This window comes from Edaphobacter aggregans DSM 19364 (assembly GCF_000745965.1).
Classification (GTDB): Bacteria; Acidobacteriota; Terriglobia; order Terriglobales; family Acidobacteriaceae; genus Edaphobacter; species Edaphobacter aggregans.
Genome location: NZ_JQKI01000001.1, coordinates 13,995 through 40,080 on the forward strand (window position 1 = coordinate 13,995; position 26,086 = coordinate 40,080).

A 26,086-nucleotide genomic window follows, 5' to 3' on the forward strand; every position below is an offset into this window, starting at 1 on the left:
AAATTCCAACCTATTCGCTGCGCAGTGCCACCGCCGGATCAACCCGGCTCGCCGACCTCGCCGGAACCAGCGTCGCCGCCAGCGCCACCACGATCAGCAGAAGCGTCACCGCCCCAAACGTAACCGGATCGCGCGGCCCCACTCCGAACAGCAGCGACGACAGCACGCGCGACGTCGCAAGTGCAGCCACCAGCCCCGCCACAACTCCCGCAACAATCAACCGCGCGCTCCTCCCCATCACCAGCCGCAGAATGTCCATCCTCGCCGCCCCCAGCGCCATCCGCACGCCAATCTCCTGCGTCCTCTGCGCCACCAGAAAAGCAATCACGCCATACAGACCAATCACCGCCAGCGTGAGCCCAATCGCAGCGAAGAATCCAACCAGCGTCGCCTGAAACCTCGGCTGATCCGCCAGTTTGCTCACTCTCTGCCGCAACGTCGCAATATCCACCGGCAGCGTCGAATCCAGCGCCGCCACCTGCGCCCGAATCGCCTTCGATGTCTCCTCTTCCGTCAGCAAACTTCGCACCACAAATACCGATGTCTGGTCCCACACACCCCAGCGGCCCCAGTCTTCCGCCCGATTGCGCCTCAGAAAGTAATACTCGGGAGTCTGCTCGCCCGTCAGCCCGCCATTCTTCACATTCGCTGCAACCCCAACTACCGTGTACCACGGAGCTTTGGGATCACCGACGTGCTCAAAGTTCAACCGCATCCCGATCGGATCCTCAGAAGGAAACAGCGTCTCTGCCAGCCGCTGACTGATCACCACAACCCGTTCGTTGGAGTTGAGGTCCTTCTCCTGAAAACCCACGCCTCGCACAATCGGCACATCGAGCGCGCGAAAGTAATCCGGCGAAACCAGTCGTGCGATCACGACCGACCCCGGCCCTTCCGCCGTTCGCGGCCTGCCATCAATAAGGATCTCCCCGTAGCGCACACCGGCGTGCGCACCATCCGGCGGCAGCGAATCGCTTACCGACACCGCCTCCACTCCCGGCAGAAAGCGAAGTCGCGTCGCCAACTGCCCGAAGAACATCATCTTGCTTGCCGCACTCGAGTACTTATGCTCTCCCAGCGTAATCCTCGCCGTCACCGTGTTGTCCTCGCGCATCCCCAGCTGCTGGTTCTCGATCTTCCAGAAGCTGCGCAGCATCAGCGTCGCCGCCGTCAGCAACACCACACTCGCCGCAATCTGCGCCACCACAAGCCACTGACGAATCGCCGCATGTGAGAGCGAACCCGGCGTGCGTCCCGTAAGCAGCTCCTCTCGCGGTCTCTGCAGCGCCGGGATCAAACCGAACAAAGCCCCACACACAAACGAGAGCAACACCGTGAAGCCTGCAATCCGCAGATCCAGATGCACCTTCGTGATGTAAGGCACACTCGCCGGAGCCATCGCCACAAAGACCCGCAACAAACCCTGCGCAAGAGCGCATCCCGCCACAGCTCCGGCAAGCGACAACAACCCCGCCTCCGTCAGCGCCTGGCGGACCAGCCTCCCTCGACTCGCTCCAAGCGCAGACCGCACTGCAAGCTCCCGCTGCCTAGCCGCGCCGCGAGCCATCAGCAGGCTCGCCACATTCGCGCACGCAATCAGCAACACAGCCAGCACCGTCCCCAGCAACACCCACGCGGTCAGACGAACATCCTGCATCTGACGATCGCGCAGCGACCGCACCTTCAAACGAAAGTTCGACCGAATCTCCGCCGGAATCCACCTCTGCGTCTGCTCGAACAGCGGCCCCAGCTGCGCATACGCCTGCTCCACGCTTACCCCTGGCCTGAGCCGCGCGAAGACTCGCTTCGGGCCTCCCAGCCCAGAGTTCGTCTTGCGATCCGCCGCCTCGTCCATCGTCATCGGAAAGATCACATCGGCAGCCTGTAGCCGAGGCATTTCAAACTCCTTCGGCAACACGCCCACCACGCGCACTGGCTTGCCGTCGATCTCAATCGTCTTGTTCAGAATCCCCGCGTCGCGGTTGTAGCGTGTCAGCCACAGGCCATACGAGATCAACGCCACGTTCGGCCCGCCCGGGCGCCCCTCCTCCGGCAGAAAGTTCCTCCCCGCCACCGGCGTAACGCCAAGCGTCGGCAGAAAATTCACCTCCACGATCGGGCAGCTCAACTGCGCCGGACTTCCCTCCGTCACGTCGCATACCCTCGTCACTGCATTCTCTGAAGTCATCGCCTCAAACGGCGTTTGGTCTCTCCTCCAGTCGTAGTAGAAGTGGCCAAGCATAAACTCCTGCGTCTCCATCGACTGCACCAGCCCCACCGACACCAGCCGGTCAGCATCGGCGTAAGGCAGCGCACGAAACAGAATCCGGTCCACCACACTGAACACCGCCGCCGTAGCCCCAATCCCCAGCATCAGCGTCGCGACAATCGTCAGCGTAAACACCGGACTCCGCCGAAACCCGCGAAGCCCATAGCGCACATCCTGCGCCAGCACCTCTATCCAGAACCCCGGCCGCGCCTCGCGACACTCCTCCTTCGCCCGCACCACTCCACCAAACGCAATCCGCGCCCGCCGCCGCGCCTCCTCAGGCTTCATCCCCGCGGCAATGTTCTGCTCCGCCTCACGCTCCAGGTGAAACGGCATCTCCTCATCCAGCTCAGCATCGCGCCGCAAGAAAAGCCGAAGCCGCACTACCCACCTTTTCAGCATAGAAACTCCTTCACACCGACCTCAACCCGGTTCCCATCCCTCGTCATTCTGAGCGAAGCGAAGAACCCCCGCATTTGCCTTTGCTCTTGTCCTTGCCCTTTGTCGTTTGCCGTTGGTGCCATTGCCAGTTGTCGTTACATTTGCCGTTGCGTTGGCCGTTGTCGTTGCGATTGCCTTGCCGTTGGCGTTGCGTTTGCTGTTGCTGTTCCCTTGCATTTGCTGTCGCTGTTGCTGCTGCTGTTGCTGTCGCTGTTGCTGCTGCTGTTGTTGTTGTTGCTGTTGCTGTTGTTGTTGTTGGGGCTGTTGCTGTTGCTTCTGAGGTAGGCCTGGGCCTTAGCCCAGGCACTCTATCACTCCGCGACCAGAGGGGCTTTAGCCCCTGGGTAACCCATCACACCCCCTTCAGCACAAGCGCAATCGCCGCCGTCAGCCGCTCCCACTCCGCAATCTCCGACTCCAGCTGCTTCACGCCCTTCTTCGTCAGCGAGTAGAACTTCGCCCTGCGGTTGTTCTCCGAATCACCCCACTCCGCCTTCACCCAGCCTCTGTACTCCAGCCGATGCAGCGCCGGATACAGCGAGCCCTGCCCCACCTCCAGCGCCTCCCGCGACACCTGCTGAATCCGCCGCGCAATCCCCCACCCATGCATTGGCCCCGGAGCCAGCGACTTCAAAATCAAAAGATCAAGCGTACCCTGCAGCAACTCCGATGATGGCGCCATGCGCTCCCCTCGACATTCGACAACAGACTCTGCCTTCTCCTGTCGAATGTCAAGGGGAACCCTGTTGCTCGTGTAGCCGGAGGACTTAGGACGGGCGTTGGAATTATTCCTTCTGCTCTGGATACTGTGTTTTACTGGCGGCGCAGCTTGATCGGGGGTTCCAGATGAAGGTGAAAGTGGCAATTGTTCTCCTGGCGGCATTGCTAATAGAGCTAGTGAACTTCTTCGTCCTCTGTGGGTTCCCGATAGACGTGGGCTATCCACCGAATACACCTTGGTACATTCAACTGATCGGCCTTCAATGGCTTGCTCTGCACCTCGTCGGACTGTTCTCTCTGAGTTGGTTTGAGAGAATTTTTGGTTGTTCTCAACTCAACATTGTTATGGGCTGCAAACAAGTCGATACGGTCGTACTGTTTGCTGGCGGCTATTTGACTACGGTCTTGTTGGCCTTCGCTGCGACGTATGACTTTCAACATATTCGCTTGCGCCGCAACCTTGCGACGAGATCAGTTTCGGCTCGCTGATTAGCGTCTGAGGCGTTCCCCGACTGCCCCATTCATAACGCGAAGCGGCATGAATGGGTTCCGCTCCTGTCGAAGGCAATCCAAACTCATCAACGCCACAAGACTCGATCGTGCCGCGCCTCACGGTTGCCCTGGTCTCCGGTGAGCCAAAGCTCCAGCCTTGGTCCTCTATAATCCGCACCGAAGGCGCAACCGCACTGCCGTAGGCCGGAGCGAAGTCCGAAAGGCGAAGCGATCCACAGCCCGGCGAGCCGCAAAACCCTGTCAAGCCCCAAATACCCATAATCAACACAAACCAAAGAAGATCCACGTTGCCGATTAATTTCCTTCATCCAGCTACAATTGATATAGAAGTAAAAGCCCCGGCCAGCCGGGGCTTTCTCATTTAACTCAACGAAACGACCCTCCAATGGCACGAAGTACCCACCTAACCCAAATTGATGGAAGATCTTGCACAAAAAAGTACCGAGGGGAGGGGGACTACTCCACCACCACCAGAACATCGCCCGACCCTACGGTGCCATCCACAGCGACGGCCACCCGGACCACCCGCCCGGCCTTCGGCGACTTCAGCTCGTTCTGCATCTTCATCGCTTCGATCACCACCACGCCTTGCTGCTCCGCCACCTCATCACCCTCGGCCACCAGCACTCGCACCACGCGCCCCGGCATCGGAGCCTTCACCGCGCGCGGCCCCGAGCCTCCCTCCCCCACCCCGCGCCTGCCGCGCAGCGATCGCGGATCATCCACCGCAAACCCGAACCGCCGCCCACCGATCACCACCGCGTCGCCATCCAGAACGCATCGATACTGCCGCCCCTCGACGATCAGAGAGATCACTCCCGGCTCCAGCACCTGCGCATCCACCTCGATTACGCGGCCATCAATCGAGCACTGCAGCGCGCCACCCTGCGCATCCGCCGGCAACTCCACGCGCAGCCGCTTGCCCTCCACCTCCAGCCACACCGTCACGCGCGCAAACCCTCACGCCGCCCCACCGCAGCCCAACGGCTCTCACTCGCCTCAACCGGCACGTCCGCTCCATTCTGCTTCGCCCCTGAGGCAAACAGCGCCGCGGCCAGCGTCACAACGTCCGCAGGAATCTCAGGATCCCCTCGCTCGGCAGGTCGCGCCAGCAGCCGCTCCAGATACCCCGTATCGATCCACGCCGCGCGAAACTCCTCGTCATCGAGAATCCTCCGAAACAGACCGATGTTCGTCCGAATGCCGCCGATGACATACTCATCCAGCGCGCGAACCATCCGCGCAATCGCCGCCTCCCGCGTCTCGGCAAACGTCACCAGCTTCGACAGCATCGGGTCGTACTCGAGCGGCACTGTCCACCCCTCATACACACCGCAGTCCTCGCGAACCCCCGGCCCGCCCGGCTGCACCAGCCGCGTAATCAAACCCGGCGACGGAAAGAAATTATTCTCCGGATCCTCAGCGTAGATCCGGCACTCCACCGCGTGCCCGCGCAGCCGAACATCCTCCTGCCGCAGCGCCAGCGGCTCGCCCATCGCCACACGAAGCTGCATCTCGACCAGGTCGAGTCCCGTAATCATCTCCGTCACCGGATGCTCCACCTGCAGCCGCGTATTCATCTCCAGGAAGTAGAAGTTCTGCGCTTCGTCCACCAGAAACTCCACCGTACCCGCATTCACATAACCGGCCGAAAGCGCCAGCCGCACTGCCGCCTCGCCCATCCTCCGCCGCAGATCGTCCCCGACAACTGCGGACGGCGCCTCCTCGATCACCTTCTGGTGCCGCCGCTGCACGCTGCACTCGCGCTCGCCCAGATACAGGCAGTTGCCGTGCATGTCCGCCATCACCTGGATCTCGATGTGCCGCGGCCGCTCAATCAGCTTCTCCAGATACACCTCGCCGGACCCGAAGCTTCGCTCCGCCTCGCTCGACGCCGCCGCATACGCCGCAGGCAACTCTGCTGCCGACGCCACCGCGCGCATCCCCTTACCGCCTCCGCCCGCCGCGGCCTTCAACATCACTGGATACCCGATCTCCCCCGCAACCCGCAGCGCCTCTTCCACCGTCGCCAGGCCCGTCACACTGCCCGGGACCCGCGGCATCGCGGCAGCGTCCGCAGCCTGCCGGGCCTTCGTCTTCGACCCCAGCGCCCTCATCGCACGCGCCGGCGGCCCGATGAACGTCACTCCCGCCGCCGCGCAGGCATCCGCAAACTCCGCATTCTCCGAAAGAAACCCGTACCCCGGATGAATGGCATCGGCGCCTGCTCGACGCGCGACATCGAGAAGCAGGTCGCCCCTTAGATAGCTCTCCGTCGCCGCACCCGGACCCAGCCGGTACGCCTCGTCGGCGTGCGCCACATGCAGCGCTCTGCGGTCCACATCCGAGTACACCGCAACCGTCCCGAGCCCCATCTCGCGGCACGTGCGCATCACTCGCACCGCGATCTCACCCCGGTTTGCAATCAGAACTTTTTTCATACATCCGGCAAGCCGCAATTCTACCCGCACCCCACGCCCCTCACCAAGGCATCCCTTTCCCAAACGCGAAAGAGCCTCCCACAGCGGGAGGCTCTTTCTTCATCCGCCTAACGAAGAACAGCGTTACTGCATGGTCACGCCGCCCTGCGTCTTCTGTTCCTTCTTCCGCTCGTTCTCCTTGCGGGCACCCATCGCCTTCTGGCTCCAGTCGTCGGCCTTCGCCAGATCGGCCTTGCGGGCGTTGTCGTCGCCGCACTCCAGATCGGCTTTGCGGCGATTCATGAGGTTTAGGTACTGCATCGCGTCGTCGTAGTTCGGATTCAGCTCAACAGCCTTATTGAGGTACTCCATCCCCTCATTCACCAGCGCCGTGTTGGCATCCACCAGCTTCTGGCAGGCGCCCTTGCTCTTCTTGGGGTTGCCGTTGCCGTCATCGGTCAGGCCATCGGCCGCGAGAATGGTGATCGCGCTCTTGTACGCCTGCATCCAGTCCACCACGCCGATCGTGTAGTGCGCCTCGGCATCCTTCGGATCAAGTGCGATGACCTTCTTCTGATACTCCTTCGCCTCATCAAGCTTCTTGATGTTGAAGTAGATCGATGCCATCTGCTTGAGCGCCGTTAAGTCGTTCGGATCCTTCGCCAGGATCGCCTGGAAGCCCTCCAGCGCCTTCTGCGCAATGGCCAGGTTCTCCGGCGTGTCCAGGTTGGGAACCACCTGGTAGGAGTAAGAGGTCGCAAGATACAGCTTCGCCGTCTCGTACTCTGGGTCAAGCTGAATCGCAGTCTGAAAGTGGTTGACCGCCTCTTCGTAGCGCGCGTTCTTGAAGGCCGCTACGCCCTTCGTCAGTTGGTCACGCGCCTTCAGGCGGTTGCACCCGGTTACAGAAATAAGCATCAGCGCCAACAGAGCGGCCGTAACCGGAATCCGTGCGGTCAATTTCATGGGACGTGGTATCTCCTTCAAATGGGCGCGTTTCGTCTGGGGACGGTAGATCAGCGAAGCAGTGTTTATGCTTGCGGTTGATTGTAATGGTATACCACCTGACGTGACCAGAGGCGGATGCCTTATTAACTTGCGATATCTCTCAATCTCTCAGGACAGTGCCTTGTTCTCCCCGGAAAGGGGATGAAGGAACGCGTCTCGGCGGGCCATCGAGAACCTGAACCTGAGCCATGCTACCAACAGACGAATCGGGCGACCGCTCGCATAGCCGGACCGCCCGAAGCGAAACTGATGCGACACCCGACTACTCTGGACTACTGACCCGACTCAACCCGAGGCGTGATCAGACCGATGTTATCGACTCCTGCCTGGTGGCCAAAGTCGATCACCTCGGCGACCTTGCTGAAGTCCAGGTCCTTATCGCCCTTTACGAACATCACCTTCTCTTGGCGCGTCGCAAAGATCTCGGCCAGCTTCGGCTCGATGTCCTGCTTGTTGAAGGCGTTATCGTTGATCTTGTACGAAGGGGCTCCCGCGCCGTTCGACAGAACCTGCACTACGATCGTGCGGTCGTTCGGCTCCGACTTAGAAGGATCCTTCGGGGGCTGAGGCACCAGCGTGTCCAGACCCTTCGGCGTCACCGGCACGATCACCATGAAGATGATCAGCAGCACCAGAAGAACGTCGATCATCGGAGTCACGTTGATCTCCGACATCGTTCCGCCTTTATTTCCTCCGCCCATTCCCATAGCAAACTCTCCTAAACACTCTGGCCTGCACTCGGCAAGCCGCAAATCTTTACTTCTTCGCCGTCTCAGTCTGCTCGCGCTTCTCCGTCAGCAGTCCAAGCTGGCTCACGCCCGCGGCACGAATGCCGTCGACCGCGTCCATCACCTTGCCGTAGTTGGCCCGGGCATCGGCGCGCATGAAGACCTGCTTGTTGGTCTTATTCTCCAACTTCGCCGAGATCTTCGGCCCCAGGTTGTCCAGCGTCACCTGGTCGCCGCCCAGGAATGTCCGCCCGTCGCGCGTCACCGCGATCGTAACAGCGTCTTCCTTGTTCGCGTCTTCCATCACCGTCGCCGAATCGGTCTTCGGAAGGTCGACGTTCACCTTGTTGTTCAGCATCGGGGTGATAACCATGAAGATGATCAGCAGCACCAGCATGACGTCCACCATCGGCGTCACGTTGATGTTGGAATTTACCTTGCTGCCCTCATCCCGCTTTGCAATCGCCATAACCTACACTCCGTACGGACTCGCCGTATTCCGTTCCTGCGATCGTCCTGCTCCGCTGACCCTTCTCTCGATCTCCGGATGCCGTTCGCTTGCGGCACCCGGAGTCTCTCGAGCTGTCATTCTCGCAGGATGTTCTTCCATCACGCCTCCCCGAAGGGAGCGCGCGGCTCTTAGCGGTGGCTCTGCTTGATGAAGTAGTCCACCAGCTCAGAGGAGCTGTTGTCCATCTCCACGTCGAAGGCCTCAACCTTGCCCGTGAAGTAGTTGAAAGTCATAACGGCCGGGATGGCGACCAGAAGACCGAACGCCGTCGTCACCAGGGCCTCAGAGATACCGCCGGCGACTGCGCCGATACCGGAGGTCTTCTGCGTGGCGATCTGCTGGAAGGCGTTCAGAATGCCGACCACGGTGCCGAACAGGCCGATAAACGGTGCCGTCGATCCGATCGTCGCCAGACCGCCCAGGCCGCGCTTCAGCTTGGCGTGAACGATGGCCTCGGAGCGCTCAAGCGCGCGCTTGGAGCTCTCGATCTGCTCGTCGGTGATCGCGCCGCCCGAACCAAAGCTGCGGAACTCCTGCAGACCGGCGGTGACCACCTCGGCGAGGTGCGACTTCTTCGAACGATCAGCAACCTTGATCGCCTCGTCCAGACGCCCATCCTTCAGCGCACCGGCTACCTTCGGAGCAAACTCACGCGACTGCTTGCGAGCTGCCGAGAAGTAAAGTGCGCGGTCGATGATCACGGCCAGCGACCAGATCGACATGATGAACAGAATGATGACGACCGCACGGGCCAGATTGCCCATGTTGCCCCAGAGCTGGAGAGGGCTGAAGCCAACCTGCTGCTCCTGAAAGAACAGAGCAAGCGAGGTGGGTACATGAGCGATATTTGCGAGATGAGCGAGAATCACAGAATTTCCTCCTGATTGGAACTCTAACCTTCGTGTTTCTAACCCGGAAACTCCCCAAAAGGGTGATGCCCTCAGGATGCTTGCGAGCAAAGTCGTTGTTGTCGTCCAGATGAGGCCGCCTCCAACAGAAAGCGGCCGTCCGGAGAAAGAATGCTAACCGCCGAAGTTGAAGTTCACCGTAATGGTCGTGTCGACCTCGGTGGGCTCGCCGTTCAAAATATACGGCTTGTACTTCCAGTTGCGCACGGCATCCAGAGCAGCAGCCCGCAACATCTCAGGCCCGCTGATCACCTGCAGGTTCTCCACGGAGCCCGTCTTTGAGATCACGGCACGCAACACCACAGCACCCGAGACGTGAGCAGCCTTGGCAATCGGAGGATAGATCGGCTTCGGCTGCGAGAGCGCCATACCGGAGACGACACCGCTCGAGACGCGCACTGGTCCCTTCGGCTTCTCCACCTTCACCACCGGTGCCGGAGCGGTTCCAATGCCGCCCATCACGCCGCCGGGAACTCCGGAGCCAGAGCCCATGCCGCTCATGCCGGCAACGCCAGCCATCTGCGGCGGAGGCGCAGCCTCCTCCTTCAGCATCTTGATGTCCTTGGGAATCTTCGTCGGCGCGTGCAGGCCCTGATCGATCTCCGAAACCATCTTGATCGGCTTGATCACCTGAGCCGGAGGTGGCGGAGGTGGGGGAGGAGGGGGTGGGGGCGGTGCCACAAGCATGGCGGTCATCGCCGTCTTCGGCAGAGCCTCGGGGTAAAGCAGCGGAATCAGGATCAGCATGGCCAGGATCGCGCCGTTGAACGCAAACGTCGCAACCATCCAGTACTTGGACTTGGTCTTGATCTTACCGCCGGACTCCATCAATGCATCTTCAAACATATCGAGCCTCGCGAAGAAGAGCTATTCGTTTATAGACACCGCGGCTTTTTCGTTTGTTCCCGATTTAGAGCTGCACTGCAGCAATAAATTTCCACACGCTGTGGATTACGCCCGCGCCCGCTTTCCCGCCGGCAGCGCTGCCGACTTTCCACGCCTGGCCCGCCACTCCTGGTAGGCCACCAGCATCGGCGCCGCCACCGCGATCGACGAGTACGTACCGATTAGGATGCCGACAACCAGTGCAAAGGAAAACCCGTGCAGAACCTCGCCGCCGAACAGATACAGCGAAAGCACCGTAAGAAACGTCAGACCCGAAGTTAGCACCGTCCGGCTCAACGTCTGGTTGATCGACCGGTTCACCAGGTCGGCCAGTCCCTCGCGCCGGTTCATCCCCAGGTTCTCGCGAATCCGGTCGAAGATCACAATCGTGTCGTTCATCGAATAACCGATCAGCGTCAGGATCGCCGCGATCACCGTCAGCGTAATCTCCTGGTTCGTCAGGCTGAACGCTCCGATCGTGATCAGCGTGTCGTGAAACGCCGCCACCACTGCCGCCACACCATAGATCAGCTCGAATCGGAACCACAGGTAGATCAGCATTCCAATCAGCGAGTACACCGTCGCCAGCATCGCCTGCTTCTGCAACTGCTTACCTGCCGTCGGCCCGACGATCTCCACCTGCTCGATCTGGAACTTCGAGTCCTTGTAGTTCGCCGACAGTGCGCTCTCCACGCTCTGCCGCCCTGCATCGTGCGCCGCGTCCGTCGCCGACGTAATCGGCAGCGCAATGATGACCTTGTTGGCCGCATGACCGCTCGGGTCGCTCACGCGCTGAATCCGCGCGTCACGAATCCCGGCGCCGGCCATCGCCTGGCGTATGTGGTCCTCGTTCGGCGTCTGGTCGAAGTTCACACGGATCTGCGTTCCACCCACAAAGTCCACGCCCTTCGGAATCCCGTGCCAGAACAGCATGCTCAGCACGCCGGCAACCGAGAAGATCAGCGAAAATCCGAGGAAGTACCACTTCTTCCCCAGCCAGTCGATATTCGTATTACGAAAAAGTTCCACGTTCCAATCCTCAATTCAGGCGTTACACGCCCCATACCGTCTTGTTGGCCAGTCCCGCTGACTCGCTGACTCGCTGACTCGCTCCTAAATCGAAAGCGCCGCGCCCCGCTCCTTCTTCGCCAGGTGCGCGTCAAAGATCACCCGCGACACAAACACCGCGGTAAACAGGTTCGCCAGCAGACCAAACGCCAGCGTCACCGCAAATCCGCGCACCGGGCCCGTTCCGAACAGGAACAGGATGAGCGCCGACACGATCGTCGTCACGTGCGTGTCGATGATCGTCACCCACGCACGCGCAAAGCCTTGCTGCACCGCCATCGCCGCGCTCTTGCCCGCACGCAACTCCTCGCGGATCCTCTCGAAGATCAGCACATTCGAATCCACGCCCATGCCGATCGTCAGGATCACGCCCGCGATTCCCGGCAGCGTCAGCGTCGAGCCCGTGAAGCCCATAAAGCCCAGCAGGATCACCAGGTTCAGCATCAGCGCCAGATCAGCATTGATGCCCGAGCCGCGGTAGTAGATCAGCATGAAGATCATCACCGCCGTCATGCCCGCGACCGCCGCAAAGACGCCCTGCCGGATCGAAGCCGCGCCCAGGCTCGGCCCCACCGTCCGCGTCTCGAGGAACGTAATCGACGCCGGAAGCGCTCCGGTCCTCAGCATCAGCGAAAGGTCAGCCGCCTGCTGCTTCGTAAATCCGCCAGTAATCTCGCCGCGGTCGCGAATCGCCGACTGAATCCCCGCAACCTCGCGGACCTTATTATCCAGCACAATCGCCATCGAACCCGGCGTCGCCGACGTCGACGAGTGCTCGCTCGTGTACTTGTAGAAGCGGTCGCCCGCCTCCGTCGTCAGGTTGAACGTAATATTCGGACGCCCGTTCTGGTCCGTCGAGGGCTGCGCATCGCGGAAGTCCGTGCCCTCCACCTCGCTCACCCGCTTCAGCAGCCAAACCTGCTCCGGCGACCCCGCCGAGGCCGACCCGCGCAGCAGCACCGAATCAGGCGGAATCACCCCGCCATTAGCCTGCAGCGCATCCTGATCGCTGCCATACGGTCCGCCCGCCACCGCATGAATCTCCAGCTTCGCCGTCGACTGGATGATCTCCTCGACCCGCCCGATCTCACTGATGCCCGGCAACTCCACCAGGATCTGGTTCTCGCCCAGGCCGAACTTCTGGATCACCGGCTCCGCCACGCCCAGCTTGTCGATGCGCTCGCGGATCGTCTCGATCGACGTGTCCACCGTGCGGGTCGCCAGGTCCCGTGCCCCCGACTCCTTCATCGTCAGCGTCGTCGAGCCATCCGGCGCCGTCGCCACGTCATACGCGCCGTAGTTCACGCCGTTGAAGACCCCGCGCGCATCCGTCAGCTTCCCGGCCGGAACCGCCGAGACCACGATCGTCCGCGGCTTCGCCGGATCGGTCCGCGCCGCCGTCGCGCCGGGAATCCCCGCCGCCTGCAGATCGCTCGTCAGCCGCACCGCGTCGCGGTCCACCGTCGAGGCGATTGCCTCGTCCACGTGAACCTCCAGCACCAGGTGCGTTCCGCCCTTCAGGTCCAGGCCCAGGTGGATGCGATTCGTAATCGCCTCCTTCAACCCGCCCTTCGGAATCCCAAAGATCCCATAGACGAAGACCACCAGCACCGCAACGATGAATGCCGTCTTACCGGCCAGATTCTTTCCCATATTTCTCTCTTCAACCTAAATAATGTGTGTCGTTCCGCGCGATTTCTTTTGAAGCGTCATTCCTAGCGAAGCGGCTTTAGCCGCGAAGTCGAGGAACCCCCGCATTTTGCCCTTGCCGCCACGGCTATTCACGCCGACTTACGAAGCCGGCTCGTCGGTCGTCACCGCCGCAATCGCGCTCTTCACAAACTCCAGCTTCACTCCGTCAGGCTGCACGCGCAGAATCACCGCGTCGTCCTTTACCGTCAGAACGGTGCCGCGGATTCCGCCATTGGTCGTTACGCGGTCACCCGACTTGATCTGACTCAGCATCTGCTGCCACTTTTTCTGCTTCCGCTGGTTTGGGACGATCATCAAAAAGTACAGCGCAACAAAAAACAGTATCGGCAGAGCGAGCCCGCCCAGGCCTCCCAGCCCGCTGGGCGCATTCTGCAACCAAAGTGCGAACATCCTTTGAACTCCATCCCCTCAGGGTGATCCGGCGCACCGGCCCGCGTAGAAAAATCGCAGGACGCTCGAAACAAGGCGCAACCCTGCTTAGAGGCCGAAAATTGAGTGCCTAGCCCCTAAGCATCGCCGCTCGCGCACCCCGGTGTCAAGAAAATCAGGCTATTAAACGCCATCACGCGCAGGATTCGCCGCAACTCCCTCACGTCGCTCGCTATTCGCACCGGATCGCCGACATCGGATCAATTCGCGCCGCACGAACCGCAGGCAGCAGCGAAGCCCCGCACGCCACCGCCCCCAGCGCCGCAATCGACCCCGCAAAGACCATCGGGTCCCGCGGTGAAGTCTCGTACAGAAAGCTCGCCAGCACCTTCGACAGCATCACCGCCGCCGCCAACCCCGCTTCGCAGCCGATCGCCGCCACCACCGCGTTCTCCCGGAAGACCATCGCCAGCACCCGCAGCCGCTGCGCCCCCAGCGCCATCCGTATCCCGATCTCGCTCGTCCTCCGCGCCGTCGCATACGACAGCGTCCCGTACAGCCCGATCGCCGTCACCAGCAAAGCGCATCCGGCAAAGAACAGCCCCAGCACCGCCATCATCCGCTCCGTGCCCACCGACGTATCCACCACATCATCCATCGGACGGACCACGGGAGCCGGAATCACCGGCGCCAGCCGCGACGCCAGCTCACGAGACGATGCAACGAGCGGAGCCCACGGCCCCTCCACCCGCACCACCGCATTCAGCGAAGGCTTCGGCTGCTGGTCCTGCTGGATCGGCACATACGCCGCCGCCGCCGCTGGCCTGCGCACGTCTCTGTACTTCGCATCGCCGACCACCGCCACGACCTCGTACGCGGTCTTATCTATCGTATTCACGACCTGCCGCCCCAGCGCCTCGCCATCCGGAAAGAATTGCCTCGCTGCCGTCTTATTCAGAATGATCTTCTGCCCCGACGCCTTCGTATCGTTCCACGTAAACCCACGCCCCTCAAACATCGGAATCCGCATCGTCCTGAAGTATTCCGGCCCAACACTGTTCATCCAGATCAAATGCTTCCCGTTCGCGCTCGAATAACGCCCGTTCCAGTTCCTGTGCGAGAGCGGCACGATGAACTCAAAGCTCACATCCTTCACCCCCGGCTGCGTCTTCAGCCCCTCGCCGATCTGCCGGTACAGCTCCATTAGCTGATCCCCCTCAAGCTGCTGCTTGTCCATGCTGAAGGCGATATTCACCACGCCGCGCGGATCGAAACCCAGCTCCGAGCGATACAGCCTGACCAGGCTCGTCGCCAGCAACCCGGCTCCTGCCACCAGTACCAACGCCAGCGCAACCTGCGACACCATCAGCACCCTCGGAAGCAGCCTGCTGCGCTCATAGGCCTTCGTCGCATGCTGCCCCTCTTTCGATCTGCTCGTTCAGGTCGCCGCCCGTCGCCTTGAGCGCCGGAATCAGCCCGATCAACACCGCCGCCGTAACCGCAACCAGCGCCGCAAACCCGAACACCCGCAGATCCAGCGACGCGTCCAGCGCCATGCTGTCCGGTCCGTTCCCGCCAGACAGCATCGCCACCAGCGCGTGGCTCACCACCGGAGCCAGCACCAGGCCCAGCGCCGTTCCCGCCACCGCAATCAGCAGGCTCTCGATCAGCAGCTGCCGGACCAGCCGCGCCCGCGTCGCTCCCAGCGCCAGCCTCATCGCCAGCTCCCGCTCCCTCGCTGCTCCCCGCGCCAGCAGCAGACTCGCCAGGTTCAGGCACGCCAGCAGCAAAATCCCACCGCACATACAGAACATCGTCACCAGCGGCTTGCGAAACACAAAGCGCACATAGGCAAACCCCAGAGAACCGGGCTCTGCGGCGAAGTGGAAGTGATGCTTCTCCTCATCCCTAATCCAGTTCCCATCGTCAGTAGACCCATGCAGAATCGGCCCCGACAGGGGCAGCAACGCCGCATTTGCCTGCTCCACCGTCACCCCCGGCTTCAGCCGCGCCATCACCACCAGCCACCATGAATGAATCCCGCCATGAATATGGTCCCGCGGAGCGTCGATGATCGGGTCCGCCGACTGCGGCGCATAGATCAGCGGCCTCTGCGTCGGGTCCGCTCCCGTAAACCACTTAGGCATCACCCCCGCAACCGTAAACGGCGTATTCGCGATCACTAGCTTCTTCCCCACCACATCCGGAGCGCGCCCAAACCAGGTCTTCCAAAACTCCTCGCTGATCACCACCGCCAGCCCCTGCGGACTTCCGCCCTCCCTGTCGTCCTCAGGCGTCAGATACCGTCCCATCAGCGGAGCCACCTGCATCGCCGCAAAGTACTGCCCGCTCACCAGCACCCCGCGAACGTTCTCGTTGCCCGACTCACCCCGCACCTGCAGCGTATCCGCGTTGTACGCAAAGACATTCGCAAACACATCATGCTTGTCCTCAAGCCCGCGAAAGAACGGCGTGCAGAATGAGTACCTACGGCCCGCCCTCCTCATAACGCAGCACCGCCATCTGCTGCGCCTCCGGCACCGGCAGCGGACGCAGCAGCAGCCCGTTGATCATCGAGAACACTGCCGTATTCGCCCCCACCCCCAGCGCCAGCGTCCCCAGCGCCACCGCCGTAAACCTCGGTGACTTCCGCAACAGCCGCGCCGAAAACCTCACATCACGAACCAGATTCTCCAGCCAGCGAAACTGCCACACCTCGCGCAGCCGCTCCTGCCACCGCCTCGCATCCCCGAACGTCCTCCGCGCCGCCGCATCCGCCGCCCCCTCCGGCATCCCCTCGCGCAGATACCGCGACCGCAGCATCTCCTGGTGAAACTCCATCTCCTCGGCCATCTCCTGCTCCGCCCGCCGCCCGCGAAACAGCCGCTTCATCCGCCCCAGAAACTGATGCATCGCCGGTCCCATACGCTCATCTCCCGAAAACCGAAAGCTCACGAAGCCTGCATCACAAACGCCACCGCAGCCGAGAGCCGCGCCCACCTCTGCGTCTCCGCACTCAGCTTCTTCTTCCCCTCAGCCGTCAGCCGATAAAACTTCGCCCGCCGGTTGTTCTCCGAAGCCCCCCACTCCGCCTCCAGCAACCCGCGCAGCTCCAGCCGGTGCAGCGCCGGATACAGCGCCCCCTCCTCCACCTTCAACAGCTGCTGCGACATCTGATGAATCCACTCCGCCACTCCATACCCATGCAGCGGCCCACGCGCCAGTGCCTTCAGAACCAGCATCTCCAGCGTCCCCTGCAACAGATCGCCCGACTCGACATTTTCTTCCCTAATCATCTTAGGGGAACGCTAGACCCCCGCCGGCAACCTTGTCAACCCCTTTCGGGCGAAGCGTCCTGAGCGAGCGCAGACCAGCCATCTCGTGTAAAGTTGGCAAAGTCGTTCGACCCACACCACCCATTCGACCCACACCACCCATGTGCATCCAGCGACCTCTCCTCGCCCTGGCCCTCCTCCTCACCGCCACCACTCTCCCTGCCCAGAACACCTTCCCCGACGGCCGCCTCGACCCCACCCGCACTCCCACCACCACCGCCCAGCCGCTCCACACCCCGCTGCCCGAGCAGTACCTCTGGACCGCCGGCGACGTCACCGCCCTCCGCCGCGACCGCGGCAGCTTCCCCGCCAGCCTCACCGAGCTCCGCACCGACCCCCACTTCTTTCGCGCTCACTTCAAGCTCGCCAGCCTTCCCGCCGCCGCCACCCTCTACCTTGCCGGCCCACGCGAGGCCCACGTCTACCTCAACGGCCGTCTCCTCGCCGACTTCGCCAGCAACCTCGACGCCCCCATCAACTTCCACGTCTTCCACGCCGACGCCACCCAGGCGCTCCGCATCGGTGACAACACCCTCGCCATCGAAGCCATCCGCGGACGCGGAGTCCCCAGCGAGGGAGGCTCCATCCCCACCCGGCAGTTAGCCTACGGCGAAGTCCTCGCCGCCAAGATCGTCCCCGCCCCCTTCGGTGTCGAAGCTCCCGCCCTCGTCCTCACCGACACCAACTGGCGCTCCACCACCGCCCGCACCAGTCGCTGGCAGGACCCCGCCTTCAACGACCGCGACTGGCTCCCCGCCGCATCCCTCGGCTCCATCGAGGACAACATCGACCTCTTCCAGTGGAACGCCGACGCCGGCATGTACGCCTGGCCCGGATACATGGGCATGTCCCAATCCCTCCGCACCTTCGAGTTGAAGCCCCAAACCGTCACCCACATCTACGCCGGGCGTTCGCGCCTGACCAATCTCGACGCCCTCACCAAACCCTCGGCGACTCCATTCGCCATCACCCTGCCCGGCATCGTCACCGACGCCGACGCCCCCACTCTCCTGCTCGACTTCGGCCGCGAGATCTCCGGCCGCCTCCTCGTCGAATCCGCCTGCGACTGCATCGCCACCCTCTCGATCGCCTACGGTGAGTCCGAGATCGAGGCCATGAGCACCGGCCTCGCCCCTGGCCGCAACGGCGGCAATATTCTCGGCACGAACCTCCTCGAGGTCCCCGCGCGCGGCACCGCTCGAGGCCCCAAATCAGGCTTCCGCTACGTCCGCATCTCCTTCCTCCGCGGAGCCGCCACCACCGCCTTCAAGTCCATCCGCGTCGAGGGCATCTACTACCCGGTCGACTACGCCGGCCACTTCCAGTCCTCCGACCCCCTCCTCAACCGCATCTGGGAGACCGGAGCCTACACCGCCCACCTCTGCATGCAGGACGGCATCTGGGACGCCATCAAACGCGATCGCGGCCGCTGGGCAGGCGACCTCGACGTCGCCGGCCGTGTCATCTCCACCGTCTTCGGCGACCGCCGCCTCATCGAACAGACCCTCCGCCTCCTCGTCCCCGAGGGCACCGGCCCCGCTCCCGCCATCAACGGCATCCCCGGCTACTCCGCTCAATGGATCGCCGACCTCTACGGCCTCTATCTCCGCTCAGCCGACAAGGACTTCCTCGCGTCCCAGCGCGACAACCTCCTCCGCGTCCTCGCCGGCATGGACACCACCCTCGACGCCAACGGCCTCCTCGCCAACACCCAGCAGGCGTGGCTCTTCGTCGACTGGGCCCCCGGCCTCCACAACAATAGCCCCGAAACCCGCATCGGAACCCAGCTCCAGTACATCCGCGCCTACACCGCCGCCGCCCGCCTCTTCACCTGGATGGGCGACGCGCGCAACAGCGCGAAGTACGAAGCCCGCGCTCGCGCCGCCATCGCCGCCGCCCAGGCCAACTTTCGCGATCCCCGGACCGAAACCTACGGCTCAACCTGGCAGCTCAACGCCCTCGCTGCACTCGCGATCCCCAACCCCGACAACACCGCCCTCTGGACCGCCGTCCTCTCCCATGTCAAACAGGACAGCCCCGCCGACCCGGTCATCACCCCCTACTTCAACGCCTACGTGATCGACGCCATGGCCTCGCTCGGCCACCGCCGCGAGGCCCTCGACTGGATACGCCAGTACTGGGGAGGAATGCTCGCCGAGGGCGCGACCTCCTTCTGGGAGGGTTACGACCTCCGCTGGCCCAAGTCCGACCCCCACCTCTCCCTCCAGGCCGACAACACCTCCGGCTACTTCGTCTCGCTCGCCCACGGCTGGTCCTCCGGACCCACCGCCTGGTTGGCCGAAAACATTCTCGGCATTACTCCCCTCGACCCCGGCTACGACACCGTCTCCATTCACCCCGACCTGCTCGATCTCTCCTGGGCCTACGGCTCCGTCCCCACCCCCCACGGCCTCATCAAGATCAACCTCGACAAGCAACGCGGAATCGTCCTCGACCTTCCCCGCGGAGTCACCAAAGCCTCCGTCACCTTCACTCCCACCAACCCCGCCGCCGACGTCTACCTCAACGGCAGACCCGCAGCCTGCGGTAAGTGCCTCAGCAACGAGACCCCACCCCTGCGCGTCCTCGAACTAACCGCTGCCGGCCACTACGAGATCACCACCCCGACGCCCCCATCCGCAAAGAAGCGATGAGAGCGCCCTACCGCAAAAGTTCAGAGAGCGAGTTCTGGGACACCGTCTTAGGGCGCGGGAGACCCACCTCGGAACAGAGACGTCAGTTCCGTTTTGGCCCTGGAGAACACCTTAGGTATCGGAACTGTTGAATGTTTGATCTAGCCCGCTCCAGGATTCTGTAGTACATTTCTGCCCAGTGAGTAATGGCTGCGCCGTATCTGATTGAAACACTCTGCGTTACTGCCTTTGGTCCCAGCTGAGCCGCCCTTTTCCTTATGTGCGCCCTTGTGTGACGGACTCGCCCATTTGTCGTCATCACATACTGTCGGAGAGCACATTGGAAGGCATAGAGGACTATTCTTTACCTGCTGCTTCGGCGGCGAACCCATCGAACGAGATCACAGCTCAACCACCTGCCCCCAAGCCTCTCTGGGGATGGCGCATAGTCGGCTTCCTCTTAGGCTGGGGAAAGTGTAAGACCTGCAACAGGCGTCTGTCCTTTGAGGATCGCAGCGAGGAATACTGCAACGATCACTGTGACGATGACTTGGGCCTATGGTAGTGGACCAGGGTCTCGGGCAGTTCCCTAGAAGTAAGCGTTCCTAAAGTATTTCATTCGAGCCCACGGGGGTATGTCCCATGCATCGTCGCGCCTGAAGGGACGAACAAGCCCCCGGCAAAAAGCAGCCCCCGCCAGGCGTCCTCGCCGACAGAAACGCAATCTCGCTCAAACAAAACTTCTACATTTAAATTTGAACCACTCCGCCGCTCCCCCCACTCTCATAGGTGGGAGCCCAAGCCGATGAATCCAGACACCTTCTCCGCCCGCCGAGCAGCCTTCCGCAAACTCCACGAGTCCGGATTCTTTGTCCTGCCCAACCCCTGGAACATCGGGACCGCCCGCTACCTCCGCTCCCTCGGCTTCAAGGCCCTCGCCACCACCAGCTCCGGATTCGCCTTCGCCAACGGCCTCCCCGACGCCGAGTGGGCCGTCTCCCGCGACATGGCCCTCCAGCACATCCGCACCATCGTCGAAGCCGTCGGCGCCGGCCCCAACGCCCTGCCCGTCAACGCCGACTTCGAGTCCGGCTACGCCCACGCCCCCGACGACGTCGCCCACAACGTCCGCCTCTGCGTCGCCACCGGAGTCGCCGGCCTGTCCATCGAGGACGCCACCGGCGACCCCGCGAAGCCCCTCTACGATCTCCCCCTAGGCGCCGAGCGCATCCGCGCCGCCCGCGCTGCCATCGACGCCACCCAAACCGGAGTCCTCCTCACCGCGCGCACCGAGTGTTTCCTCGTCAACCATCCCGACCCACTCCGCGAGGCCCTCCGCCGCCTCATCGAATACGCCGAGGCCGGTGCCGACGTCCTCTACGCCCCCGGACTCCCCGACCGCGCCGCCATCGCCGCCGTCGTCCGCGCCGTCGCCCCCCGGCCCGTCAACGTCCTCGTCACCTCCACCCTCCTGCCCCCGCTCCCCGAACTCGTCGAACTCGGCGTCCGCCGCGTCTCCACAGGCTCCGCCCTCGCCCGAGCCGCATGGACCGGCTTCATCAACGCCGCCCGAACCCTCGCCCACGAAAACTCCATGGCCGGCCTCGACAACATCGCCACCTTCCGCGAAATCAACGACTTCTTCCGTAAAGACCAGGCCCAGCGAGCCATCGAAGAAGGCGACTAGCCCGCTCCCTCGGCATCTCCCGCTCTCCCCTCGCCCTCACACCTGTCCCGCCCCCGTTTCCCATTTTGGGAAATCGGCGAATTAGGCTCATTCGGGCACACAAGGCTGAGGTAATATCACTCCCGTCCTTTTGTAACTTTTCTCTTCGGAGCTCGCCTTTGGTTATCTACAACTACGTCCTGTCGTTTGTGCGCCGTCTCCTCCAGCACGACGAGAGATGTCCTCTCTGCCGTTCTACTATCCGTTCTGGCACGTGCCGTTGTCCTTATGGCGCCTGAAGCTACGACTTCTTCCGCAAAGACCGGCCCAGCGAGCCATCGAAGAAGGCGTCTAACCCCAACCCTGAAGCCGCGGTCAGACTGCGTTCCTCACAACCCCTTATAAAAACCGCCGTCAACCAGCAGAGTCTGCCCCGTGATGTAAGCCGCCCGCTCCGACGCCAGCCAGACAATCGCGTCGGCCACCTCCGCCGGCTCGCCCACGCGCCCGAGCGCCGTCTCCGCGCCCAGGCGTTCAAGATAGTCGCTGTCGCTGACGCCCAAGCCCCTGGCACGCTTCGCCACCAGATCCTTGAGCCGCTCCGTCGCCGTATAACCCGGCGCCACATTGTTCACCGTAATGCCATCCCTGCCAAACTCGTTCGACAGGCTCTTCACCAGCCCCAGAACACCGGCGCGCACCGCATTCGAGTACACAAGGTCGTACACCGGCTGGCGAACAGAGACAGAAGTGATCGTGACGATGCGCCCCCACTTCTTCTTCTGCATGTGTGGCACGACCGCCCGCGCGAAGTGGACGATGCTCATCAGGTTCATCTCCACCGCGCGCTGCCACTCCTCGCCCGTCGTCTCAAGAAACATCTTCGCCGGAGGCCCGCCCGCGTTCGTCACGCACACATCGACTCCGCCAAATCGCTCCGCGACCTGATCGACGAACCGCGCGACAGCCGCCGCATCCGTCACATCCACCGGCTCCGCCAACACCTCCGCCGCATAACGCTCGCGAACTTCCGCAGCCGCCTTGTTCAGCTTCTCAGCATCCCGCGAGCACATCGCCAGACGCGCACCCTCCGCCGCAAACCTCTCCGCGGCGGCACGAGCAATCCCCTCGCTTGAAGCCGCGACGATTACGCTCCGCTTCCAAAGCCCCAGGTCCAAGCCTTACCCCTTCTCTGCCGTCGCCTCGCGGCGAAGGTACGCATCGTCGCGATCGATCCAGTCCTGCCGCGGAGGATTGAAGACATCGAGGTCCACCGTGTCCTCCAGCGCATTGGCCTCGTGCGGAACATTCGGCGGAATGCACAACACCTCACCGGCGCGAACCACGATGCGCTCGCCCGCGATCAGGAACTCAAGCGCGCCCTCCAGGATATACGTGATCTGCTCATTGTGATGCTGGTGCAGCGGAACGTTAGCTCCTTTCTTCAGCAGCACCCGCGCGACCATCACATTCGTCCCCACAACAAACTGCCGCCCGATGTGCGAGCTCATCTGCTCCACCTCAACATCCTTCCACTTCACATAGGAAGGCCGCTCCATTTCGCTCTCCATACGCTCACTCTCCCGGCAACTCGACCAGAGATATCCTACCCCTCGCCGGCACTACTTTGTCTTGATTACGAAATCGATCGTCAGCTCGTTCTTCACTTTGACCGTGCCTCCAGCGGCGCTCACTGGCTCGATACCGAAGTCGGTCTGCTTGATCGTCGCGCTACCGACGTAGTTGCCATCAACCAATTGCACACGCACCGGGACCGCCCTCGTTTCGCCGTGCAGCGTCAACCTGCCCGAGACATCCCACTTCCTGTCTCCGGTGGGTTGAACCTTATCCGACACGAACCTGATCTCAGGAAAGCGCGCGCTCTCAAGGACTCGCTCCTGCATCGAATGCTGAACTTCACTCTGGTGTTCTTCCGGAAGAACCGTCAGACGCGCCGCTTCCACTCGGAAGCTGACCCTAGCATTTGAGCCATCATCAATGGTGCCTTCAGCAATCGGCGCCGTCACCGTGTGCTCATGACCGGCGGCCGAGAACAGCCCGCTTTTGCCGACATGGATTGTCAGAGTGCTGCGCTCGGCATCGATCTGCTTCTGTTCCGCAGACAGCTGCATCACTCCAAACGAAAGAAACAGAACCGGCACCAGAATCGCTCTCACAACAATCTCCTCTTACGCGGTTCCCCGCATACTCTCCCCCCATCCTAAAAGCGAAGCAACAGCCCACCTGTTAAGACAACATTATTCTGCCGCGAACTGATCGTGGGAACACCGTAGTTCGGCTGTCCGGAATAGAAGTCACGCACTTCAAAGCGCGCGCCAATCGGAAGCTTTTCAAGGACAGGAATCCCACTCAGGCGGATCAGTGTTTTTGTATCCACGCCTCCACCGAACTCGAACGTTCCGGTGCTGCCCTGGCCGGTGACATCAACACTGCCCGCGCGCGGTTGTTTCGGAGCGAAGTTGGCATATCCGCCGCCGAACAGGAGCCACGGCTGCAAGGCTCCATCGGCGTTGAACTTCACCCGCACATGCGGTGTGAGAAACAGATAAGCGTACTGAGGGCTGACGTCCGCAGCAGGGTAGCTGGCCTTCACATCGAAGGGCGATGCGAGAAAGTCGATGCCTGCATACACAGCGATCTGACGGCCGATGAGCCGCCGGTCGTACTCCGCGCCGAACGCAAGACTCGAGTTCAGGTTGACATCACCGCCTCCCCTCAGCTCGATCGACGGAGTCAACGTCGCGCCAACGACCAGCCCGACCTCATTCTTCAGAGTGGGATCGGACGATTGTGCATGCGCCGCAGATGCTATCAGCGGAACAAGCACGCACAGGACAACACCTATGACAAATCTCTTCATCTCTGTCCACCTTTCTGCCGGTGAACCTGCAGCCAGACACGGCCTCGCCGTATCGCTGCGCGGCCTACGCGAGCAACTGGAAAACAGCGCAAATTTTTGCGACGAGCTAGCTGGCAGCCGGCACTCGTAACGCCGTCCTGCCTTGGAATGGTCCTCTTGGAAAGCCCGCTTAGGAAGCCCGCCGAACCACTTCACCCATGAGAGTCCGGCAAGAACAAAAAGTAACAACTCGCTCACGGGGCAAAGTGTGACCTGACCGTGGCACTCTTCGCCACCGGCTTCGCGCTTCCAGACGCCTTTGCTGTTGCCTTTTGGCGGTTGCCTTTGCCGTTGCCGTTGTTGTTGCCCTTGCCGTTGTCGTTGCCCTTGCTTCTGAGGTAGGCCGGGGCTTCAGCCCCGGCATCTCATCCCCCAAATAACAGGGGCTTCAGCCCCTGAGGTATGCCTCAGCCGCAATCCGCCAAAGACCCTGCAGGCGCCCAACCATCACGCCCACCTCACCCGTCATTCTGAGCCGAAGGCGAAGAATCTCAGTAGTTCGTCCAAGTCGCCACCGCGCCATGGCCCAAAGAACTAAAGACCAAAAAATGTTGTCAAGCCCCCAAAACCCCTCATCCCACGAACAAACCACATAAAATAAGCCACATACGCCCAAAAAATAAATCTGGAAAAAGCGCCGATTCACCCACCCACCCCGGCTATCCTTAAACCAGTAAGAGAAAAGCCCCGGCCACCAACCCGGGGCTAACTCATTTAGATTCAAGATTTTTGCCCATAACCCACATAGAATCAAGATTTTAGCCCAACAAAGCAGACATCTCTCTGAAAACAGATACTTTACCGCGAAACAGGGGGGAGGGAGGTTCCCAGCAGCCGCCGAGCGAGATCATCCACCATCTCCGACGGCTCCTCCTCGCACAACCCCGTATGAACCGGCGAAACCTGGATGATCGTGCTCCGCGGCGAGACCAGCCAGTGAAACCGCTCCCGCTGCGACAGCCGCGCAATCGGTCCCGCTGAAGCATCGCCAGCCGCGATCTTCGGAATCGCCTCCAGATGCCGCCGCACCAGTTCCACGTCCGTCTCCGGCCAAAGCGCCCTCAACCGCGCCTCGTCCACCACAACCCGAGCCTCAAGAAACCGGCGCTCGAGACAAAACACAATCACGCCCGCGTTGATAAACTCCCCTCGCTCCACGCGAGGAACCACGCGCACCACCGCATAATCAAACGAGCTCGGAACGGGCACGATTCGCCTCCTCCACAAACCTCGCCGAAGCCTTCAGCCGGCGCGAAAAGAAATCCGAATACACCGCACGCTTCTCCCCAGCGCTCAAACCATCGCGCCCTTGAGTTGTATCGCGCAGCAGCCACTTGTCCGGAACCACCTCAAGAATCTCGGCGATCCACTCCGTCGTCAACCGCAGCCGAGCCCGCTCATCCGCCTCTTCCAGCGCGCTCGCCCACTGCAGCAGAACATGATGCTTCACCTCACGAAACGGAGATTCAGCGCGTTCCAGCATCGTCTCCCAGTCATGGTGAACGTAGATCGAAGCTCCATGATCGATGAAGTAAAGCTCGCGATGCCAGCACAGCAGGTTCGCATTCCGCGGCGTGCGATCCACGTTCATCACGAACGCATCGAACCAAACCGCCATCGAAGCCGTCTCCGCATCCGCCGCATCGCAAGCCGCCGGATCAAACATCGTCGCGCCGGGAAGAAAGTCCAGCGCAAGGTTCAGCCCAACGCTCGCCTTCAGCAGATCGCGAATCTCCTGATCCGGCTCATTGCGCCCCAGCGCCGAATCGACCTCCATAAACACCAGCTCCGGAACATTCAGCCCCAGCTCGCGGCCGATCTCGCCCGCAACCAGCTCTGCAACCAGCGCCAGCGGACCTTGTCCCGCACCGCGAAACTTCAGCACATAAAGCCCAAGATCGTCCGCAGCGACGATCGCCGGAAGGCTTCCGCCCTCGCGCAGCGCCGTCACATACTGCGTCGCCCGTACCGTCCGCAAC

The 26,086-nt window shown here is 62.1% G+C and carries 25 protein-coding genes; 3 read left to right on the top strand and 22 right to left on the bottom strand.

The window, feature by feature from the left end:
• Positions 1-10: 10 nt before the first annotated feature.
• Both Q363_RS00065 and Q363_RS00080 read right to left on the bottom strand, forming a co-directional pair.
• Positions 11-2,671, bottom strand: a complete 2,661-nt coding sequence (locus Q363_RS00065; RefSeq protein WP_035346841.1) for an ABC transporter permease — start codon at positions 2,669-2,671, stop codon at positions 11-13.
• Between the two features lie 391 nt (positions 2,672-3,062).
• Complete coding sequence (locus Q363_RS00080; protein ID WP_035346844.1) at positions 3,063-3,392, bottom strand: PadR family transcriptional regulator; 330 nt, start codon at positions 3,390-3,392, stop codon at positions 3,063-3,065.
• Positions 3,393-3,568: 176 nt separating this feature from the next.
• Between Q363_RS00080 and Q363_RS00085 the strand changes: the two genes are divergently transcribed.
• Positions 3,569-3,919: a hypothetical protein gene (locus Q363_RS00085; protein WP_211256091.1), complete on the top strand. Its 351-nt coding sequence runs from the start codon at positions 3,569-3,571 to the stop codon at positions 3,917-3,919.
• A gap of 480 nt (positions 3,920-4,399) precedes the next feature.
• Here the strand turns inward: Q363_RS00085 and Q363_RS45260 are convergent, their stop codons facing one another.
• The 14 genes from Q363_RS45260 to Q363_RS00155 form a co-directional block, all read right to left on the bottom strand.
• On the bottom strand, positions 4,400-4,891 hold the full coding sequence (locus tag Q363_RS45260; RefSeq protein ID WP_051978111.1) for an acyl-CoA carboxylase biotin carboxyl carrier protein subunit: 492 nt from the start codon (positions 4,889-4,891) through the stop codon (positions 4,400-4,402).
• Positions 4,888-6,384, bottom strand: a complete 1,497-nt coding sequence (gene accC / locus Q363_RS00095) for an acetyl-CoA carboxylase biotin carboxylase subunit (protein WP_035346847.1) — start codon at positions 6,382-6,384, stop codon at positions 4,888-4,890. The genes Q363_RS45260 and accC overlap by 4 nt, the downstream gene beginning before the upstream one ends.
• Positions 6,385-6,507: 123 nt before the next feature.
• On the bottom strand, positions 6,508-7,329 hold the full coding sequence (locus Q363_RS00100) for a tetratricopeptide repeat protein (protein ID WP_035346850.1): 822 nt from the start codon (positions 7,327-7,329) through the stop codon (positions 6,508-6,510).
• A 314-nt stretch (positions 7,330-7,643) separates the two neighbouring features.
• Complete coding sequence (locus Q363_RS00105) at positions 7,644-8,078, bottom strand: ExbD/TolR family protein (RefSeq protein WP_035346852.1); 435 nt, start codon at positions 8,076-8,078, stop codon at positions 7,644-7,646.
• A gap of 49 nt (positions 8,079-8,127) precedes the next feature.
• On the bottom strand, positions 8,128-8,568 hold the full coding sequence (locus Q363_RS00110; RefSeq protein WP_035346854.1) for an ExbD/TolR family protein: 441 nt from the start codon (positions 8,566-8,568) through the stop codon (positions 8,128-8,130).
• Positions 8,569-8,738: 170 nt separating this feature from the next.
• Entirely contained in the window at positions 8,739-9,479 is a 741-nt protein-coding gene (locus Q363_RS00115) for a MotA/TolQ/ExbB proton channel family protein (RefSeq protein ID WP_035346856.1), read from the bottom strand.
• 153 nt (positions 9,480-9,632) lie between these two features.
• Positions 9,633-10,364 carry an energy transducer TonB gene (locus tag Q363_RS00120; protein ID WP_035346858.1) on the bottom strand — a complete coding sequence of 244 codons (732 nt, stop codon included), beginning with the start codon at positions 10,362-10,364 and terminating at the stop codon, positions 9,633-9,635.
• Between the two features lie 105 nt (positions 10,365-10,469).
• On the bottom strand, positions 10,470-11,432 hold the full coding sequence (gene secF / locus Q363_RS00125; protein WP_035346860.1) for a protein translocase subunit SecF: 963 nt from the start codon (positions 11,430-11,432) through the stop codon (positions 10,470-10,472).
• An 84-nt stretch (positions 11,433-11,516) separates the two neighbouring features.
• Positions 11,517-13,124 carry a protein translocase subunit SecD gene (gene secD, locus Q363_RS00130; protein WP_035346862.1) on the bottom strand — a complete coding sequence of 536 codons (1,608 nt, stop codon included), beginning with the start codon at positions 13,122-13,124 and terminating at the stop codon, positions 11,517-11,519.
• Positions 13,125-13,262: 138 nt separating this feature from the next.
• Positions 13,263-13,574 (bottom strand): preprotein translocase subunit YajC, encoded by a 312-nt coding sequence (yajC, locus tag Q363_RS00135; protein WP_035346864.1) that lies wholly within the window; start codon positions 13,572-13,574, stop codon positions 13,263-13,265.
• 211 nt (positions 13,575-13,785) lie between these two features.
• On the bottom strand, positions 13,786-14,919 hold the full coding sequence (locus tag Q363_RS00140) for an FtsX-like permease family protein (RefSeq protein WP_035346866.1): 1,134 nt from the start codon (positions 14,917-14,919) through the stop codon (positions 13,786-13,788).
• Between the two features lie 28 nt (positions 14,920-14,947).
• Positions 14,948-16,060 (bottom strand): ABC transporter permease, encoded by a 1,113-nt coding sequence (locus tag Q363_RS00145; RefSeq protein WP_035346868.1) that lies wholly within the window; start codon positions 16,058-16,060, stop codon positions 14,948-14,950.
• Positions 16,041-16,478: a permease prefix domain 1-containing protein gene (locus tag Q363_RS00150; protein WP_035346870.1), complete on the bottom strand. Its 438-nt coding sequence runs from the start codon at positions 16,476-16,478 to the stop codon at positions 16,041-16,043. Before Q363_RS00150 ends, Q363_RS00145 begins: the two co-directional genes overlap by 20 nt.
• A gap of 26 nt (positions 16,479-16,504) precedes the next feature.
• A complete protein-coding gene (locus tag Q363_RS00155) occupies positions 16,505-16,849 on the bottom strand; it encodes a PadR family transcriptional regulator (RefSeq protein ID WP_035346872.1) in 345 nt (114 codons plus the stop codon).
• A 140-nt stretch (positions 16,850-16,989) separates the two neighbouring features.
• Here Q363_RS00155 and Q363_RS45265 point away from each other — a divergent pair, with 140 nt between their 5' ends.
• Together Q363_RS45265 and Q363_RS00165 are read left to right on the top strand one after the other, a co-directional pair.
• Positions 16,990-19,542, top strand: coding sequence for an alpha-L-rhamnosidase-related protein (locus Q363_RS45265; RefSeq protein WP_035346874.1), 2,553 nt, complete (start codon positions 16,990-16,992; stop codon positions 19,540-19,542).
• A gap of 784 nt (positions 19,543-20,326) precedes the next feature.
• On the top strand, positions 20,327-21,208 hold the full coding sequence (locus Q363_RS00165; RefSeq protein ID WP_035346876.1) for an isocitrate lyase/PEP mutase family protein: 882 nt from the start codon (positions 20,327-20,329) through the stop codon (positions 21,206-21,208).
• Positions 21,209-21,576: 368 nt separating this feature from the next.
• On the opposite strand, the gene Q363_RS00170 is transcribed toward Q363_RS00165, so the two are convergent.
• The 6 genes from Q363_RS00170 to Q363_RS00200 form a co-directional block, all read right to left on the bottom strand.
• Entirely contained in the window at positions 21,577-22,365 is a 789-nt protein-coding gene (locus tag Q363_RS00170; protein WP_035346878.1) for an SDR family oxidoreductase, read from the bottom strand.
• Between the two features lie 3 nt (positions 22,366-22,368).
• Positions 22,369-22,758, bottom strand: coding sequence for a cupin domain-containing protein (locus Q363_RS00175; RefSeq protein ID WP_245631950.1), 390 nt, complete (start codon positions 22,756-22,758; stop codon positions 22,369-22,371).
• Between the two features lie 51 nt (positions 22,759-22,809).
• On the bottom strand, positions 22,810-23,364 hold the full coding sequence (locus tag Q363_RS35505) for a YceI family protein (RefSeq protein ID WP_051978112.1): 555 nt from the start codon (positions 23,362-23,364) through the stop codon (positions 22,810-22,812).
• Positions 23,365-23,408: 44 nt separating this feature from the next.
• Positions 23,409-24,068: a hypothetical protein gene (locus Q363_RS00185; protein ID WP_035346882.1), complete on the bottom strand. Its 660-nt coding sequence runs from the start codon at positions 24,066-24,068 to the stop codon at positions 23,409-23,411.
• A gap of 837 nt (positions 24,069-24,905) precedes the next feature.
• Positions 24,906-25,316 (bottom strand): DUF3037 domain-containing protein, encoded by a 411-nt coding sequence (locus tag Q363_RS00195; protein ID WP_035346885.1) that lies wholly within the window; start codon positions 25,314-25,316, stop codon positions 24,906-24,908.
• The gene (locus tag Q363_RS00200; protein WP_035347594.1) at positions 25,294-26,085 is read right to left on the bottom strand and encodes a HipA family kinase; all 792 of its coding nucleotides are present in this window, start codon (positions 26,083-26,085) and stop codon (positions 25,294-25,296) included. Before Q363_RS00200 ends, Q363_RS00195 begins: the two co-directional genes overlap by 23 nt.
• Position 26,086: the final 1 nt, after the last annotated feature.